This is a genomic window from Saccharothrix sp. ALI-22-I, assembly GCF_001984175.1.
Taxonomy (GTDB): Bacteria; Actinomycetota; Actinomycetes; order Mycobacteriales; family Pseudonocardiaceae; genus Actinosynnema.
In genome coordinates, this window is the sequence record NZ_MTQP01000054.1 from 50598 (window position 1) to 67307 (window position 16710).

The window sequence follows — 16710 nt, forward strand, 5'->3', positions numbered from 1 at the left end:
GATGCCCCTGAGGATTCGGTGCCGCTGTGGTTCGAACGGGATCCGATTGGCGGGGTGGTCACCACCACTTACCCCGTGTGCCGTACTCCGAGACGGCATCCACGACAGTGGTGTCATCGTGGGTCGCGTCGGTGAAGTCCGTGTCCTCGAGGTAGACACGGGTGAGTTTCGCCCCGACGAGGTACGCCTGTGCCAGGTTGGTGCCGATGAGCTGGGCGCTGTCGAGATTGGCCCCCCTCAGTTCCGCTCGACTGAGGTTGGCCTTGCGGAGATCCGCCAGGCTGAGGTCCGCTTCGTCGAGTACCGCACCGCTGCAATCAGCCTCGGCGAGACCTGCCCAGAAGAAGCTCGACTCGGCGCCCTGCACGTCGCGGAGGACCGCGCCCGTGAGGATCGCACGGCTGAAGTCGGCCTGGTAGAGATTCGCCCTGCTGAGATCCGCGTCCATGAGAGCGGTTTGGCCGAGGTGTGCGGAGAACAGGTTCGCGCCGGCGAAGTCGACGCCGCGGAGATCGGCACCGAACAGGCATGTTCGGTTCAGGTCGACGCGAGCGTGATTGTCGTGCGTGGTGTCACGACGCCCCAGGATGGTGAGAGCAGCCTGGACGTCTGCGGTGGGAAGCTGCGCCGGGCAGTCCTTCTGGGTACGTGGGGCGGTTGTGCGGACGAACGCGGAGACGACTTCGATGATGGTCGGCTGGTCGCGCGGCGAGTCGTGGGCCAGGCGTTCAAGGCTGTAGAGGGCACCAAGGCGAACTTGGAGGTGATCTGCGCCTGCCTTGCCGAGTTGTTCGACAGCCTTGGTGTAGCGATCGGTGAACTGACCTTGCTCGGCGATGGCCACTTGGTCGCGGGTGGCGTTGAGCGACAGTCCGGTGAACACCAGCGCGCCCAGCGCGGTCAACGCGGTGATCACCGAGGTGATCGCAGGCCAGTTCACGCCCCGCCGGTCCCGGCGAGCGGTGCCGCGGGTCGGTGAGTTCGTCCGCAGACCACTGGGCCGCCTGCGCGGGTTCGGCGGAGGTGTGCGCGCGACGGCGGGCAGGGGCCGTCCACGACGAGTCGAAGTCACGTAGACAAGATCGTCGCAACTCGCATGATCGTCACCAGGTCCGCGCCGAACGCGTGCGGCGACGGTTCGCCGGGGACCTCCGGCGGGACGGGCCACCTGTCGTGACACCGCCCCGCCGTCCGGTCAGGGCCCGGTCGGGGGTCGGGCCCTGGTCTGTCAGGGCATCGGGAGCTTCCGCAGTTCGGCCTTGCGGACCTTGCCCGAGCCGGTGCGCGGCAGTTGCTCCACGACGTCGATGTGCACCGGAACCTTGTACTTCGCGAGCCGGGCGAGCAGGAACTCGCGCAGCTCCTCCCTGGTCGGCCCACCGCCCTCCGCGTACCGCACGAACGCCCGGCCCACCTCGCCCACCGCGGGAGCCCCGTCGACCACCACCAGCCCGGAATGGCCGACTGGCGAACCGTGGGCGACCGCAACGACCAGACCGCGAACCGGCGTCACCCGATCGTGGCGCTCGCCCGCCTTCCACTGTGGTGGTCCGGATGCGGAAGGCGCGCCGATGCCGGAACTGTCCGGCTCGGCCGCAACCCGCCCGCCGGAGGTGCCCCTGGACCGGGCGGACTGCGGCGCGATGCCGACGCCCGGTATGGGTCACACGACGCGGTGCATGCACACCAGGTCGGGACGGTCGTCCCACGAGCTGGTGACGGTGAAACCGAGCCGTTCATACAGGGCGATCGCACCTGTGCGCCAGTTCCACACGGACAGGCGGACGGTGTCCACGTCGGTGCGCGCGAGGTGCTCGAGGGCCTCGGTGATCAACGCGGTGGCGACACCGCGGCCTCGGCTCGCCGGGTCGGTCCACAGGCGCTTCACCTCGGCACCCCCGTCGACGGGGGTGGTGACGACCAAGCAGCCCACGGCGGTGTCGCCGGCACGGGCCAGCAGCACCACGTCGTCGGCGAACGCGCTGCGCGGGTCCGCGATCTCGGCCCGGTAGCGCTGCGGCAATGCGTCCGCGTCGGCCACGGCGGTGCCTTTCTCCGACTCTGTCCGCAGGTGGTACGCGGTGAGCAGCGCGGTCAGTCCGGGCTCGTTCCGCCAGTACACGACATCGATCATCGCGCAAGGATCACACGGCAGATCCAGCCCGTAAAGGCAGCCAGTCCGTGCTGCCTGCGGGCCGCGATCCGACGCGGCAGGCAGAGTCAGAGGCGGCGGTGGCGGTCAAGCCCAAGCCGGGCAGTGCCTGCTGCGGCGACTACGCGACAACGCCGGGAAACGGGCCGCATCGGTGTGGGCCCACGGCGGCTACACCGGCCCACCGCACCACTAGTACTCCAGCCGTAGATCGTGATCTTCATGCCTGAGTGGCTTGTCGACGGTAGTGGCTGGCCTGGGATCGGGCCTGGTGGCGGCGCCGCCAGTCGGACCAACCGAGCCGGTGGGCGGCATCGTGGACGGGTCGGACAACGAGTGTGATGAACAGGCGCTGGATCTCGTTGCAGGTGAGCGGAATGAGGGCATCGGGTGCGGGGCGGGTGTGCTCGTCTGCGCGTACGACGGCGAGGAAGGCGTGCGCGAGCATGGCGAGGGCGACCCAGCGGGACCAGGAGGCATAGCGGCGGACCTGGTGCTCGTCGAGTGCGGCCAGGCCCTTGCCCGACTGGAAGAACTCCTCCACCCGCCATCTTGATCCAGCGACTCTGACCAGCACGGTCAGCGGCACGGGTGCGCGCGAGTAGCAGCGGTAGTAGGCGAGTTCGCCGGTGCTGCGGTTACGGCGGATCAGCAGCTGACGACTCCCCGGTCGGGGGTCGGCGAGGTCGATGACTGCCCAGTCGTAGAAACGGTGGCCCTTGGCCCCGGCCCCTGCGGAGAGCTTCTGCCAGGCCCGCTTGGGCACCTTCTTGGCCAGGGTGTCCGCACGGAACCTCCCCGCCCCGGTGGTGACTTCGTGCGAGCAGGCCACCGCGAGGACGTAGCCGGTGCCGCGTTCCTCCAGTGCGGTTCGCAGCCTGGGGTTGCCGCCGTAGACCTCGTCGCCGGCGACCCATGCGGCCTGGTGGCCGGCGTCCAGGAACCGGGCAACCATACGAGTGGCCAGTTCCGGCTTGGTGGCGAAGGCGGTGTCCTGGTCGAGTCCGGCATCCCGGCAGCGGTCAGGGTCGGAGGTCCATGAACGCGGGACGACGTACAGTTCCCGGTCCACTGCCGCGTGCCCGCGCCGGTCGGCGTAGACCAGGTAGACGGCGACCTGGGCATTTTCGATCCTGCCCGCGGTGCCGGTGTACTGGCGCTGGACGCCGACCGTGCCGGTGCCCTTCTTCACGTCCCCGGTCTCGTCGACCACCAGTACCGCCTGGTCGTCGTGCAGGTGGTCCACCACGTAGTCACACACATCGTCGCGGACCCGGTCGGCGTCCCACTTGGCCCGCCCCAGCAGATGCTGCATGCCGTCCGGGGTCCTCTCCCCGGCCCATTCGGCGATGGTCCAGCAGTTCTTGCGCGGCAGGTCCGACAGCAGTCCGAGCACCAACTTCCGGACCCGGAACCGGGGTTCGACCCGTGTGAACCGTCCCGCTATCCGGCTCATCAGGCCCTCGAACGCCTCCTGCCAGCGGGCAGGGTCTACGCTGTGACCTGCGGCCACCGCGTGATCGTTTGTCTTCACACACCGATGATCAACGGGTGGCCGCACCCGTCTCCACAGCGCGTCGGGGTCGCGCAGCGTCCGCCCGCCGTCCTGTGTCAGGAGGACATGTGCAACGTGGCGAAGTCTGGTGGGTGGAGTTCGACGAGCGGCGGCCGGTCGTGCTGCTGTCGGGAGACGACGCGTCCGGGATCCGGGTGATGCAGGTCGTCGCTCGGGCGGGTGTCGACATCACCGGTCTGGGCGTCGAAGTGGCAGTAGGCGCCGTGGAAGGACTGCCCTTTGAAGGCGTGCTTCGGTTCGCGTTCCCGCGTCCGGGCTTTACCCCTTGCACGTGGCTGACCACCGTGTCCCGGGACGACCTGATCGAGCGGGCGGGCGCCCTGTCCTCCGCGAAACTCAGCGAGATTGAGAACGCCCTCCGTCTCGGTGAGCAGGCGAAGGAGTGGACCCGGCGACGACCGCGAAGCTCAGCGAGATAAGGAACGCCCTCCGTCTCGGTGGACTCGGGTAGGCGGAGAAGGAAACGAACGCCCGCGACGGCGTGGTCGGTCTCGTCCAGATGATCGACGCTGCCAGCTGCCTCCTCGGCGCCCCTCACGATCGAGATCACGAACTACGGCTGGAGTACTAGCAGCGGCACCGACTAGCCGATCATGCGACTTACCAGCTATACGCAGACAACTGAAGTAAGCGTGCCACTAGGCGTTTCCGGGTTTCCCGCTATGCGCCGACTCCCTGACCTGCACGTCTTCCGCCGTGCTGGCTGAAATCACACCATCATCTGCGGAACGCGGGGCTCCGCCCCCACCGCGCCCAGCAGGGGCTTCACCACTACTACGAACCGGTCCGCCGGCATGCCCCGAATCGGTACTCAATCCCTCGTGGGGTCTCCACTTGGGACACTCCCTCTCGCCAACGACTCATCCAGGGGACGGGTCTCGCCAGCAGTACCGGGACATGCCTTCCCACGTTCCACACGGAAGCAGCAGATCGGGCTCACGTCGCCTCCACGCCGGACACCGCCTGGCCAATAAGCGGACACCCGCCAGACTTATCCCGGGCCGAAAAGTAGTGCCCGGTTCCGATGTCACCTGAATCAATAACGACGCGTCAACAGCGACCCCCGGTCCCCCTGGGGGCCGCGCTCCGTCTTCCACGATCCTCACCTGACGCATCTGGTGCGCCTTTTCCCACGTCGCTCACCACAACGGTCTTCAGCTAATGCGGCAGTGGGCGGTTTGAAATCACCCCCGCAGGGCGACTCCGAAGGGCCAACATCCTTCATCTTCCGTGCAGCACCACGATCGGCTACTCGACTACCTCAAGCAGCCTCCCGCGTTCGTGGCACACCTTTTCCCATGATGTCCAGCGCCATCCGTGTCTTCGCGAGATCGGAGGTCAGCTTCGCGTTCTGCCGGCGGAGTTTCTCCAACTCGGCCTGCTCGGGCGATGTCCTCACGCGTTTCGCCGGTGTCGGGGACCCCGTCGGGCCACCGCCCAACCGGCCCGCGTCGCGAGCCCGTGCCCACTCGATGACGTGCGAGGAGTACAGGCCCTCCCGACGCAGGATCGCGCCTTTCTCCCCGTTCGGGGCATTCTCGTACTCGGCGACCACGGCGAGCTTGTACTCCGCGGTGAACGCCCGTCGAGACGGCCGCGGAGCCGGGTCGGCGGGTTCCCCGCCCGAAGCGCTCCGCGACTGCTTGTCAGATGGTGTGGACACGTGCACAAGGATCTCCGATCCCACCCTTGGTCAGGAACCCTCACTCACACAGGGTGTCTCACAGCAGTCTGACCAAGAGGGGGCCGCCAGTCGGCTCCGCTGCGGCCGGGTTCTCGCGCGGCACGGGCACGAGCGGACGCCACCCGCCTTCCCTACCCTCGATCGCGATGGCGTCGTCGGCCTGGGCCTATCCCAGGGGACAAGGAGGACGAACTGTCGGTCACGTCAGCGACCACCGTCCCATCGCAGGACGGGCTGACCCCGCCGAATCTCGCCTCGTCGAACCGGGCGGCACCGCCGAACTCCGCCGCCCTCGCGCCGTTCGTTGCCGTCACCAACGGTTCTATCTGTCGTCAAACTCTGTCGTCAATCCGGAACGGCCCGCATTGGATCGGGCAGCGGTTTCCGCATGATCTGGCCCGCCCGTTGGTTGTCCGGGGTGCCTGTCGTCAAAGGGTCATTTGACGACAGGATCGGATGGTGCCGGTCCCGTAGTCCCGTTGCCAGGCGGCACGCTTCAGATCAGGTCGGTGCGGCCGACTTCGCTGGCGCTGGGCCGGAGCCCGGCACGGATGCCGGTGCCGAGCTGGCCGAACTGGTAGGCTCGTTGCTGCTCGAACTCGTCCAGCGCCTCGGTGGCGCGCGGGTAGCCGACCACCGGTCCGCCCGTCCAGCGGGGCAGCAAGAACGGCGCGAAGCGGTTCTCGGTTCCTGTTTCCCTACCCGAGCTGCGGGCATAATCGAGCTAGCAGGGCTCCGGTCGCCGGCGCCGTGTGCTACTGATCGACATGCAGCCGATGGCGATCCAGCTGAGACCAAGTCCGCACCCGCTCGACAGGCACAGGAACCTGGACAGAACGGAGCACGGCCGGTGAGGCGCTTACTCATCCGCTTATTCATGTTAATGATCGTCGCGGGTATCGGTATGGCAGGTTTCCTGATCCACCGCTCCGTGACACGAGAATTGCCATACACGCCCTGTCCGACCAGCCTCTCCGAAAGCGCGGCGGTCATTCCTTCCCGGGTGAGCGAGGAGGCAAGCCCTTATGCCGGCCCAGGCCCACATCCCTTGATGTTTATGAGATTTGGAGACGAGCATCCCTCCTGGGGGAGTGATATAGCGCCCGATTTACCCGATTCCTGGAGACCGCGGCACGACCCCGAACACCTCGGGTTACGCGTACTCGACGATGTGCAACTCATGGTCTGCGAGTATCAGCACTCGGTGGACGACAACAGGAAAATTGGCCAGTGCTCATACTCGACTCCGGGAGGAATGGCCCAGCATGTCCGGTCGATCGTCTACGCCAAGTACAAGTATCGGATCTACGAAGCGAAGACCGGAAAACTTATCGACGAATTCGACACCGAAGGCGTCGCCGACTGCCCCCCTGCCGTGTACATCCCTCAGCATGCTCCGTCCGGACGCGAGGGCAGCGACATGGGCACAAGGCCGAAAGGGGATCGCGCCTTACCCGACCTCTGGAAACTACGGGAGCGCTTGAAGCCGCTTGTCGAGCGTCCTCTCGGAGGGTAATCGAGCCAAGGCTGTCCACGCTGATCATCGTGCACCTCATGGTCCGACCGGGGTAAGTCTGCGGTCAGCACGCCCGGCTCGACCACCGGACTCTCGACCAACCCGACATTCCCCGCCGCGCACACGATCATGGTCGACGTGACCGTAGTGCAGGCGACTTCAGTACATCGCGATGGCCCGAACTCCTCTGCACGCCACGGCAAACGCCTAGGTCAGCCGTGCACATGACTTCGGACATTGACACGAGGCCACTGGCGCGGTCGAACGTCACCTCTGCCCCAAGTGCGAGGTGCCTGTAGGGTGCCAGAACTCTGCACTGGGCCGCTGAGCTGCGGTGATCGTGCACCATGGACCACAGGGGCGCATGATCGCGGAGCGTGGCGCTACGACTGCTGTACCTGATCTTCGTCCGGCTCGCCGGCCGGCTGGTTCTGCTCGGCCGCTCGTCGGCGGCCAAGGACGTCGAGTTACCGGCGCCGCGACACGAGGTCGCCGTGCTGCGCCGGGCCAACCACCGCCCGCGGCTGGACCGGGCTGAGCGCGCGGTGCCCGCCGCACTGGCGCGGCGACTACCCAACCGGCCATGGGAACACCGGTTGGCGACACCGGCACCGTCCTGCGAGGGCACCGGCGCCTGGTGGCCAGGAAGTGGACCTACCCGGCCGACCACCGGGCGCCCACCGGTCGACGACACCGTCGTGACGTTGATCGAACCGATGGCACGGGAGAACACCGGCCGGGGCTACCGCCGGCTCCAGGGCGAACTGCTCAAGCCCGGCCACCGGGTAGCCACCTCGACCATCCGTCGCGTGCCCACGCGCCTGCGGATACCGCCCGCACCGACCCGGAACACCGACACCTCCTGGCGGCCGTTCCTCCGCCCAGGCCGCAAGCAACCTGCCGATGGACCTCGGCGAGCAGACCGACAACTCCCGCTTCCCGATCCGCGATCGAGCCAGCCGGTTCACCTGTGGGATTCCAGAAGTCGACCATACGGCCTGACCTGCGATTCAGGCTGCCGCGGGTTCGTACTCGTTGATCAAGCCACCGAGGATCGACCGACGGCGTATCGGGCCGTTCCAGCACGTCGAGGCCGAATCGTCACCGGTCAGGTCGGGCCGGCGCTGCGGGAGTTGAGCACGCCGGAACAAGTCGATATGACTGAGGACCTGGTATGCACCGCAGCCGCCCCCAGGAGGGAGCCTCTTGCGCTACGCCTTTCATACGATGCCGCGGCACGCCGACTATTCCGCCGCAGCCCAGGCGGAGTGATACCGTGGGGACGCCGAGGAAACAAGCCGAAGAAACGTCGACGAGCCTTCGGGTCATTTTCTCCGGACGGCGCGGCGCGATTCTGCTCGCACTGCTGTTCACCGAGTTCGGCGGAGCCGTCCAGAGCATCGCCTATTCGTCGGTGCTGCCGATCGCCGCCGACGACCTGAACGGCGAGAGCCTGTACGGCGCGACGCTCGCCGCCGGGTCGTTCGCCCAGATCCTGGTCCTGGCGGTGGGTTCCGCGCCGTTCGCGCGGCTGCGGCCGATCACCCTGCTGGGCACGGCGACCGGTCTGTTCGTCCTGGGGTCGGTGCTGGCGGTCGCGGCGGTCGGGATGCCGATGATCCTGATCGGCACGGTCATCCGCGGCATCGCGGGCGGGATGCTCGCCGGGTTCGGGCTGTCGATCCTCGGCGGGCTGTTCGAGGACAAGGAGCGCACCCGCGTCTACGGCCTGTTCGCGATCATGTGGCTGCTGCCCTCGATGGTCGGTCCGGCGATCAACGCCGTGGTCACCCTCGCGTGGGGCTGGCGGGCCGCCCTGGCCTGGCCCGCGCTGCTGGTCATCGTCGGCCGGGTGCTGATCGGCAAGCAGATCGACCTGGTGCCGTGGAAGCGCAGCACGGCGGCACGTCCGTCGCTCACCTGGGTGGTCGCGCTGCTGGGCGGGCTGTTCCTGGCGACCTCGTCCACCCTCCCCGAGAGCGCGGCCGGCATCGGCCTGCTGGCCGCGGGCTGCCTGGTGGCCATCGTCGCGAGCCTGCGCATCCTGCGCGTCCAGATCGGACCGGAACGGGCCCGGCTGGGCAAGGTCGTGCTGCTGCACGCGCTGTGCCTGTGCTACTTCGGCGGGGCGGGCATCATCTCGCTCGCCGCGATCACCGGTCTGGGCTACGGCATCGTGGCCGGCACGGTCGCCGTCGGCGCAGGTCTCGCCGCCTGGTCCATCACGGGGTTCAAGCCGGAACTCGCCGAGCGGTGGCTGCCCAGGCCCCAGGTCGTCGGCCTCGCCCTGGTCACCCTCGGTCCCAACGAGTACGAACCCACCGCCGCCTAACCCGCTGGTCAGACCATATGGCCGACTTCTGGCACCCCACAGGCTCCTGCCGCTCGTCGACTCCCGTCCATGATCCCAGCACCCACGGCTCCGGCAAGATCAGGGGCGCGATGCCGCGTACCTGTCGAGATGCAGCTGGGGACGGGTCACGACACCCCCGGAACACGGTCGCGGCCCGTTCAGGGCGAGGACGGCTGCCTGGCGGCCGTCGAGCATGCGGTCGCCGATCACCAACCTGACCACCGGTCCGACCGGCGGGGGCGTGAAGTTCGTCAGCCCACACCGCAAGCAGCTCGTCGTGGCCGATCTCGGCGTCGCCTTCGTGGACGGCGAGGCCGAGATCGGCAAGGACACCATCGACGCCCTGCGTGGCCTGCCCGGTGAGCTGGGTGTACGGGCTGCGGGGCGGGCGTCCGCCGAAGGACTCTGCGCCGTCCTGACACCCGGTGGGCGCGGTGCGGATCGGGATGGGTCGCGCTGCCCGCCCTGACCCGCACCGCGCTGTCCAGACCGGCATGGACGCTGACTGCTTAACGCGCGTGCGGGTCTGGTCTTGGACCCCCAAAGCGGTCCCGCCGCGCCTCGCGCAAGCGCGGCGATCTTTGGCTACCCGCTGTGGCGGTGGGCACACATCTTCGACGTTCGTCGTGGTTCTGCGCCGGGGGTGGTCGACGTGACGTCTCCCGTCCCGCTGGCGACCGTCGCGGACGTGCAGGACTGCACCGAGGTTCGACTGATCCCAGAGCAGCAGGCCCGCGCGGCCGTGCTGCCGGCCGATGCTTCCGCGTTGGCTCGTGCCCGCGTGCCGGACCTGCCCAACCCGCCGCCGGACACCGCGCCCGGTGTCATCTTCACGGTCGTGTTGCGGGCGTTGACCGCGCCGCCGGACGGCAACCGGTCCGAGACCGTGGGCGGTCACTCACGGGTGGCCGCGCACGAGGGTGGTGCTCTACCTCACCGACGACGAACTCGACCTGCTCCGGCCACCGACGCCGGCACCATGTGGCGCGTTTTCGATATGGACAGTGTGACCCGCGAATCGCTACCGGGTTTGTATCGGCCAGCCCGTCACACGGCCCGGATGGAAGCGTGAGCTTCGTCCAGGGAGGGATGCTGCTCATCGAGCACACGCCCACCGGGGCGTGGACCGTCGCCGACCTGTCCGGCCAACCACACCAGACCCGCGCCTGGCCGGACTGGACCACCGATCGGCTGAGCCTGGACACACGCGAGAGTTGGCTGTCCGCAGGGCGACTCACCGACGAGGGCCGCCACCGGCTGCTGCACCCACGCGTCCTACTGGCCTCGCTGTACCACCCGGAGTTCTTCCCGCTGCCCCGGTTCCCGCCGGCCATCTCCGACCTGGCCCGCGCCGCCCGCTCCATCCTGCTGGGTCGCGTCGAGCTGATGGACATGCAGCTCGGCGTCACCCTGGAGGACATCCTCGAGCGCGTCGCCACGGGCGACGTGGACATCCTCGGTGTCTCGGCGAACTTCGGCCAGCACGACCTGATGATCCGGCTGCTCGACGAGGTCACCGCGATGGACCGCCCGCCTATGCTGCTGGCCGGGGGCAGCCTGACCGTCCGCAACGAACGCCTCCTGCTGGAGCGCTACCCACACCTGGTCATCGGCCGCAGCGCGGGCGAGCCCACCATCGCCGACATCCTGGCCCACTGGCACGGCGACCTGGACCTGGAGCAGGTCCGGGGCGTGGGCTACGTCGGGGCCGCACGCGGCGAGGGCGCAACGCTGGATCGACCGCAACTTCCCGCTCGACTACACCCTCAAGTCCCTGGAGAAGATCCTCGACGGCCCCGTCTACCACGCCATCCGCGACCTGCGCAGCGTGCTGAAGAACACCGCCTACCTCGTCTTCGGCGCCATGATCCGCGCCCTGGACGCCACCGACCCGGACACCGGGGACCACCACCGGCTGGAAGACGAGTGCACCGGGATCGTCGAGACCATGATCCGCGAGCTGCACGACGTGCTCGACCCGATCGTCACCACCGTGCAGGCCGGGCTGCCCACCGACCACCGCGACCTGCTGCACCACGAGTACGACCGCTGGACCGGGAACCGGAGCTGGCAGCTCATCAACGCCGGCGACCCCTGCGGCACCTGAAAGGCAACCATGCACACGCTGCAACGCCGGGTCCTGCCCGGCCTGAACCGCGATGTCTCCGCCCTCGGCGCGGGCTGCTGGACCCTCGGCGGCCCCGCCGCCAACAACGGCGTGCCGATCGGCTGGGACGACGTCGACCCCGACACGCCTATACCGCCCTCGTCCGCGCCCACGAGCTGGGCATCACCCTGTTCGACACCGCCGACGTCTACGGCCTGGGCCGCTCCGAACGCCTCCTCGGCCGCCTGCTGCGCCACGTGGACCGCGACGGGCTGGTCGTCTCCAGCAAGGTCGGCTACTTCGCCGGCACCGGCCGCCACCCCTACCACCCGCGCCAGATGAGCCACCAACTCGCCACCACCCTGGACAACCTCGGCACCGACCACCTCGACGTGTACTTCCTGCACAGCACCGACTTCGGCGAGCACGACCAGTACCTGACCGGGGTGGTCGACCTGCTGGGCGAGTGGCGCGACCAGGGCCTGATCCGCGCAGTCGGGATGCGCGCCCCGCACACCTTCGCCGAACAGTGGGCCGACCACGACGAGCCGGAGAGCACCGAGACCGGCCGGTTCCTCCGGCTGTTCCACACCGTCCGGCCTGACGTGTTCACCGCCCGCTACAACCTGCTCAGCCCGCTGTACAGCCCCGACCAGACCGACATCTTCGCCTTCGCCCGCCGCCACCGGGTCGGGGTGCTGATCAAACAGGCGCTCGGCCAGGGCCTGCTCATCGGCACACACAACGCCCGCGACCCGCGCCGGTTCAGCGACACCGACCACCGCCGCGGCGACCCCCGCTTCGCACCCGACGGCCTGCGGCGGCTGGCCGACCGCCTGGCCCCGCTGCGCGCCCGCTACGGCACCAGCACCGCGGCGCTGGCCCGCGTCGCACTCCGCTACGCCCTGCAACACGCCCCCGACTCGATCGTGCTCGTCGGGTTCCGAGACCCTGAACAGATCCACACCGACGTCACGTGCCTCGGCGACCCGCTCACCGACGACGAGATCGCCCAGATCCGCGCGACCCTCCACCCCGACACACCGGAAGGCGACCCGTAGTGCAGTACATCGAGGTCGAGAAGAAGTACGCCCTGCCCGACGCGGACGCGCTCAAGGCCAAGCTCGCCGACCTGGGTGCCAAGCCCGGCGAGCCGACCCGCCAGGTCGACGCCTACTACAACCACCCCAGCCGCGACTTCCTCGCCCCCGAACCATCTCGGAGTGGCTGCGCATCCGCACCGAGGCCCGCGGCTCCTCGTTCAACTACAAGCTGTGGCACCCCGCCGACGCCGTGATAAGACCCACGCCGACGAGTACGAGACCCCCATCGGCGACGTCGAGGCCACCCGCAAGGCGTTCGAGGCACTCGGCTTCACCCCGCTGATCACCGTGGACAAGACCCGCGAGGAATGGCGGCTACCCGAGGTCGAAGTCGTCTTCGACCACGTCGAGGGCGCCGGCGACTTCGTCGAGTTCGAGTTCAAGGGCGACGCCGAGAACGTCGCCGACGCCACCGCCCGCCTGGAGAAGTTCATCGCCGACCTCGGCATCGAACTGGGCGAGCCGATCAACCGCGGCTACCCCCACATCCTCCTTAACCGAACTACCTAGTACTCCAGCTGTAGATCGTGATCTTCGTGGTCGTGGAGTGGTGTGGAGGAGTCGGCGCCAGTGAGCCGGGGAGTGTCCCTGCCGAACAGTGCCGGTCAGGACACCCGTCTGCGAGCGGGTTAAGTGGCCTCAACGCCGCCTGACGGTTGCATTGCCGGGCGGAGGAAGGTCCGGTCGAAGCGGCGGATGCAGCGGGTCTCGGTGCTGAGCTGCCAGAGCTGCTGAGCTTCCGGATCCTGCCGGATGGCAGCCCGGTAGTCCTCGTAGGCAGCCAGGCTGGGGAAGGAGAACAGGGCGTAGGCGATGTCGTTGGCGCTTTCGTGCGGCAAGAAGCAGCCGTGGTGCGTGCCGCCGAAGCGGGTGACGATCGGGATCCACCCCGTCACGTACGTCTCGAACGCGACAGTCTGGCTGGGATCGATCTCATAGCGCAGATGACAAGTGATCACGTGAGTTTTCCTTCTGGCCCAGTGGGCGCCGGTCGCGGTCGGCACCGTCCCCAGTAGTCACTCTGGGGTGCTGACCTGGCTTGCTGACGCCGGGGCAAGGAGCCCGGCGAGGAGTGCGCCGAACTCCTCGGGCGCTTCCAGCATCACCATATGGCCCGTGCGGGGAAGCTCGGTGTAACTGGCAGCGGCGGACAGAGCCCAGGTAGGCACGTCCCACCCCGCGCGTGAGCGGGCCCCGGCGACCAGATGGACCGGGACGCGCTCGAACACGTCCCGCAGCAGCAGCTGGTAGTCAGGTCCAGCGGTGTACTCGACGACAGCACGAGCCATGGCGTGGATGGTCGAAGCGGGCTGGTAGGCCAGGTCTTGTGTCGCAGAGCGGAGGTGCTCCCTGGTCGGCTCGATGCCTCCCGCGCGCAGCCACCGCCCGGGATCAGCACGGTCGGCTTGCACGATCTGCTCCACCTCGGCGGCTGTCTTGGCTGCCAGCCGCTGCGACCAGAAAGCGTCCGCGAGACTGAAGTTGCCCTCGACGCTGACCAGCGTTGCGGTCCGCTCCGGGAACCGGTGGGCGAACGCGGCGGCGATCACGCCGCCGACCGAATGCCCGACCAGATGGACGCGACCGCCCGGCAGCGCCTGGTCAATGGCCGCACGCAGGTACTCCACCTGCATGTCGATGGTGATAGTGCCGGGCTCGGCCCGGGCATCGGCCCCGTAACCGTGCAGGTCGGGGCAGAGGGTAGGGGCCGGGTGGAGCGGCGCGAGGGCACGTGGGTCGGCGAATGAGCCGATCAGACCATGAATGAAGATCACTGGCAGCACGGGATGTCACCTTCTCACGGGCTGCCGGGGCTCGTCTACCACGGTCGTCGGAGATGCCGTCTTCATGGTTGGAGGGCTGCCTGGCGGTGGTAGCGGCTTGCGCGGGCGTGGGCTTGGTGGCAGCGGTGCCAGATCGACCAGTGCTGCCGGTGTGCCGCGTCGAGGACAGGTCGGACAACGAATGTCGTGACTGGGCGCTGGATCTCGTTGCGGTCAGCGGGATTAGTGCTCTAGCCGGACTTCGTGATCTTGCCTGGTGAGGGCTGATGGAAGACGGACGCAGCCGCCAGTTGATCATGAATGGTTTGTGAGGACTATTCAAGATCGTGTGGCGGCTGCGGGGCCCAGCGTAGACCCTGGCCGGTGGTGGGAGATCTTTGACGGGGTGATGGCCCAGGTGGCGGGCCGGTTCGCGCGGGTGGAGCCGCGTCGGCGGGCGCGGGCGTTGGTGCTGGGGTTGGTGTCGGATCTGCCGCGCAAGAACTGCTGGACCTTGGCGGAGCAGACCGGGGACGCTACTCCGGATGGCATGCAGCACCTGCTGTCCCGGGCGGCGTGGGATGCCGACGCGGTGCGCGATGACGTGCGGGCGATCGCGGTGGAGCACCTGGGATCTGACGACGCGATGCTGGTCGTGGACGAGACCGGCGATGTCAAGAAGGGTGAGCACACCGTGGGTGTGCAGCGGCAATACACCGGCACCGCCGGGAGGATCGAGAACGCCCAAGTCGGGGTTTTTCTGACCTATACCACCAAAACAGGTCACACCTTGATCGACCGGGAGCTCCATCTGCCCGTGTCCTGGACCGAGAACGCCGATCGGTGTGCGCAGGCCGGGATCCCGGACGGCACCGGGTTCGCGACCAAACCGAACTGGCCGAGCAGATGATCATCCGGGCGCTGGATGGCGGGATCTCGGTGCCGTGGGTGGCCGGTGACGAGGTCTACGGCGCCAGCACGACCTTGCGTGCCGAACTGGAGAACCGGGCTGTCGGCTATGTGCTGGCGGTGGGCTGCGATCACCGCGTCACCACCGGCACCGGCGTCGAGCGCGTCGACCACCTGGCCGCCCGTCTGCCGACACGGTCCTGGCAACGGCCGTCCGCGGGCAAGGGCGCGAAAGGACACCGGTTCTACGACTGGGCCTGGATCACCATCCACGACACCGCACCCGACGCCTCGCACGGGCGCCGGTGGCTACTCATCCGGCGCAACCGCCGCACCGGCGAACCCGCCTTCTACCGCTGCTTCCCCGCCCGCCGGGTCCCCCTGGCCGAGCTGGTGCGGGTCGCCGGACGACGATGGACCATCGAGGAATCCTTCCAAACCAGCAAGGGACAGACCGGTCTCGACGAGCACCAGGTCCGCACCTGGACCTCCTGGTACCGCTGGACCACTCTTGTGCTGCTGGCGCACCTCTTCCTCGCCATCACCACCGTCGCCGAACGCGTAAAACCCACCCCACAGGACTGATTCCCTTAACCCTCAACGAAATCCGGCACCTGTTCACCCGACTCGTCATCGGCCACACCGACGACATCACCGCCTGCCTGCACTGGTCCTGGTGGCGCCGACGCCACCAATATCGCGCCCAGCAAGCCCACTACCAGCGCCAATCGACCGAGGAACCATGAACATCACGATCTACGGCTGGAGTACTAGCCTAGGACTCCGACGGCGGCTCGCCGGTGTTGTACTGCGGGGGCGTTCAGCCCCGGCCTTGTACCCCCGGGCCGAGACGCGCACGTGGTAGCGGTCGCCGGGCTTGACGGCCAGCTCCGGGAGATCCGGCGACTCATCTTCGAGCGGTACACGCCGGCCAGGCCGGGCACGGAGATGTTGAGTCCAACATGTCAGCCAGCAGGCGTTCTAACCGCAAAGGTCACGAAGGCTTCCTCGTGTCTACTCCTCCTGCAAAGATCGTCGTTGGTAAAGGGGGCGTTGGCGTCTACCTCTTCGCCGCAGACGGAGGACGACAACGACTACATCCACAGCCGACACCCGGACATCGCGAACGAGATACTATTCCATTCCTAACCAAAGACATCCCGAGCGACTTCGACAAAGATCCTCTCGGTGTGCTCTCTGGCCATTGCGAAGAAATTCCCGTCTTGCGCCAGCTCGAGAATGCTCTTCCCGTAAGGAAGCGCAAGCCCGTGATCCAGAGGGCGCCTATAGCTATAGTAACGTGCTTCGTCCCACCCGCGAGGATCGTTTGCCATCGTACCGCTTGCCGATTGCCGCCCGTGCCCCGTATGTGGAGTAATTCACCACACCCACATCGCTTCGTAGGCCGATGAACATATAGAAGGAGTACGCACGCGGCGCTCCATAATATACTTCACCCAAGGTCAGGCCAAGTATCCTCCTGGGCCTGACCCCCTCGGTACTGAGTACATAGCCACTCTCTCGCGCACTGTAGTGCGTGACGTAAA

Annotated in this window: 18 protein-coding genes and 1 pseudogene; 10 read left to right on the plus strand and 9 right to left on the minus strand. The window is 67.8% G+C overall.

Going from position 1 to position 16710, the window contains the following annotated elements:
* Positions 1 to 58: 58 nt before the first annotated feature.
* The 4 genes from ALI22I_RS13660 to ALI22I_RS13675 all read right to left on the minus strand — a co-directional run bounded on the left by ALI22I_RS13660 (position 59) and on the right by ALI22I_RS13675 (position 3608).
* Positions 59 to 916, minus strand: a complete 858-nt coding sequence (locus ALI22I_RS13660; protein ID WP_179118223.1) for a pentapeptide repeat-containing protein — start codon at positions 914 to 916, stop codon at positions 59 to 61.
* Between the two features lie 312 nt (positions 917 to 1228).
* Positions 1229 to 1513, minus strand: a complete 285-nt coding sequence (locus tag ALI22I_RS13665; protein ID WP_077005865.1) for an AMP-binding enzyme — start codon at positions 1511 to 1513, stop codon at positions 1229 to 1231.
* 150 nt (positions 1514 to 1663) lie between these two features.
* A complete protein-coding gene (locus tag ALI22I_RS13670) occupies positions 1664 to 2134 on the minus strand; it encodes a GNAT family N-acetyltransferase (RefSeq protein ID WP_077005866.1) in 471 nt (156 codons plus the stop codon).
* A 238-nt stretch (positions 2135 to 2372) separates the two neighbouring features.
* Positions 2373 to 3608, minus strand: coding sequence for an IS701 family transposase (locus ALI22I_RS13675; RefSeq protein ID WP_083751710.1), 1236 nt, complete (start codon positions 3606 to 3608; stop codon positions 2373 to 2375).
* 167 nt (positions 3609 to 3775) lie between these two features.
* On the opposite strand from ALI22I_RS13675, the gene ALI22I_RS13680 reads away from it, so the two are divergent.
* Positions 3776 to 4147: a type II toxin-antitoxin system PemK/MazF family toxin gene (locus tag ALI22I_RS13680; protein ID WP_077005868.1), complete on the plus strand. Its 372-nt coding sequence runs from the start codon at positions 3776 to 3778 to the stop codon at positions 4145 to 4147.
* An 842-nt stretch (positions 4148 to 4989) separates the two neighbouring features.
* On the opposite strand, the gene ALI22I_RS13685 is transcribed toward ALI22I_RS13680, so the two are convergent.
* Positions 4990 to 5391: a transposase gene (locus tag ALI22I_RS13685; protein WP_143532181.1), complete on the minus strand. Its 402-nt coding sequence runs from the start codon at positions 5389 to 5391 to the stop codon at positions 4990 to 4992.
* A 517-nt stretch (positions 5392 to 5908) separates the two neighbouring features.
* A complete protein-coding gene (locus ALI22I_RS50770; protein ID WP_179118224.1) occupies positions 5909 to 6076 on the minus strand; it encodes a hypothetical protein in 168 nt (55 codons plus the stop codon).
* Positions 6077 to 6616: 540 nt separating this feature from the next.
* Between ALI22I_RS50770 and ALI22I_RS13690 the strand changes: the two genes are divergently transcribed.
* The 4 genes from ALI22I_RS13690 to ALI22I_RS13705 all read left to right on the plus strand — a co-directional run bounded on the left by ALI22I_RS13690 (position 6617) and on the right by ALI22I_RS13705 (position 10353).
* A complete protein-coding gene (locus ALI22I_RS13690; RefSeq protein WP_143532182.1) occupies positions 6617 to 6928 on the plus strand; it encodes a hypothetical protein in 312 nt (103 codons plus the stop codon).
* A gap of 1276 nt (positions 6929 to 8204) precedes the next feature.
* Complete coding sequence (locus tag ALI22I_RS13695; RefSeq protein WP_077005871.1) at positions 8205 to 9260, plus strand: MFS transporter; 1056 nt, start codon at positions 8205 to 8207, stop codon at positions 9258 to 9260.
* A 214-nt stretch (positions 9261 to 9474) separates the two neighbouring features.
* Positions 9475 to 9750, plus strand: a complete 276-nt coding sequence (locus ALI22I_RS13700; protein WP_077005872.1) for a hypothetical protein — start codon at positions 9475 to 9477, stop codon at positions 9748 to 9750.
* Between the two features lie 183 nt (positions 9751 to 9933).
* Positions 9934 to 10353 (plus strand): hypothetical protein, encoded by a 420-nt coding sequence (locus ALI22I_RS13705; RefSeq protein WP_143532183.1) that lies wholly within the window; start codon positions 9934 to 9936, stop codon positions 10351 to 10353.
* A gap of 203 nt (positions 10354 to 10556) precedes the next feature.
* On the opposite strand, the gene ALI22I_RS53590 is transcribed toward ALI22I_RS13705, so the two are convergent.
* Positions 10557 to 11027, minus strand: coding sequence for a hypothetical protein (locus ALI22I_RS53590; protein WP_238598353.1), 471 nt, complete (start codon positions 11025 to 11027; stop codon positions 10557 to 10559).
* An 82-nt stretch (positions 11028 to 11109) separates the two neighbouring features.
* Here ALI22I_RS53590 and ALI22I_RS53595 point away from each other — a divergent pair, with 82 nt between their 5' ends.
* The 4 genes from ALI22I_RS53595 to ALI22I_RS54655 all read left to right on the plus strand — a co-directional run bounded on the left by ALI22I_RS53595 (position 11110) and on the right by ALI22I_RS54655 (position 13001).
* Complete coding sequence (locus ALI22I_RS53595) at positions 11110 to 11388, plus strand: hypothetical protein (protein ID WP_238598354.1); 279 nt, start codon at positions 11110 to 11112, stop codon at positions 11386 to 11388.
* 122 nt (positions 11389 to 11510) lie between these two features.
* Positions 11511 to 12449: an aldo/keto reductase gene (locus tag ALI22I_RS53600; protein ID WP_274522883.1), complete on the plus strand. Its 939-nt coding sequence runs from the start codon at positions 11511 to 11513 to the stop codon at positions 12447 to 12449.
* The gene (locus ALI22I_RS54650; protein WP_077005875.1) at positions 12449 to 12685 is read left to right on the plus strand and encodes a CYTH domain-containing protein; all 237 of its coding nucleotides are present in this window, start codon (positions 12449 to 12451) and stop codon (positions 12683 to 12685) included. The genes ALI22I_RS53600 and ALI22I_RS54650 overlap by 1 nt, the downstream gene beginning before the upstream one ends.
* The gene (locus tag ALI22I_RS54655) at positions 12663 to 13001 is read left to right on the plus strand and encodes a class IV adenylate cyclase (protein WP_077005876.1); all 339 of its coding nucleotides are present in this window, start codon (positions 12663 to 12665) and stop codon (positions 12999 to 13001) included. The genes ALI22I_RS54650 and ALI22I_RS54655 overlap by 23 nt, the downstream gene beginning before the upstream one ends.
* 119 nt (positions 13002 to 13120) lie before the next feature.
* On the opposite strand, the gene ALI22I_RS13725 is transcribed toward ALI22I_RS54655, so the two are convergent.
* Both ALI22I_RS13725 and ALI22I_RS13730 read right to left on the minus strand, forming a co-directional pair.
* Entirely contained in the window at positions 13121 to 13495 is a 375-nt protein-coding gene (locus ALI22I_RS13725; protein ID WP_238598343.1) for an NIPSNAP family protein, read from the minus strand.
* A gap of 12 nt (positions 13496 to 13507) precedes the next feature.
* Complete coding sequence (locus tag ALI22I_RS13730; protein ID WP_077005878.1) at positions 13508 to 14275, minus strand: alpha/beta fold hydrolase; 768 nt, start codon at positions 14273 to 14275, stop codon at positions 13508 to 13510.
* Positions 14276 to 14663: 388 nt separating this feature from the next.
* Here ALI22I_RS13730 and ALI22I_RS13735 point away from each other — a divergent pair.
* Positions 14664 to 15748, plus strand: a pseudogene (locus ALI22I_RS13735) (IS701 family transposase).
* The last annotated feature ends 962 nt before the right edge of the window (positions 15749 to 16710 follow it).

Coding starts and splice junctions, on each gene's coding strand:
- ALI22I_RS13670 (WP_077005866.1), bottom strand. CDS start 2,134: ATGATCGATGTCGTGTACTGGCGGAACGAGCCCGGACTGACCGCGCTG.
- ALI22I_RS13675 (WP_083751710.1), bottom strand. CDS start 3,608: ATGAGCCGGATAGCGGGACGGTTCACACGGGTCGAACCCCGGTTCCGG.
- ALI22I_RS13700 (WP_077005872.1), top strand. CDS start 9,475: ATGCGGTCGCCGATCACCAACCTGACCACCGGTCCGACCGGCGGGGGC.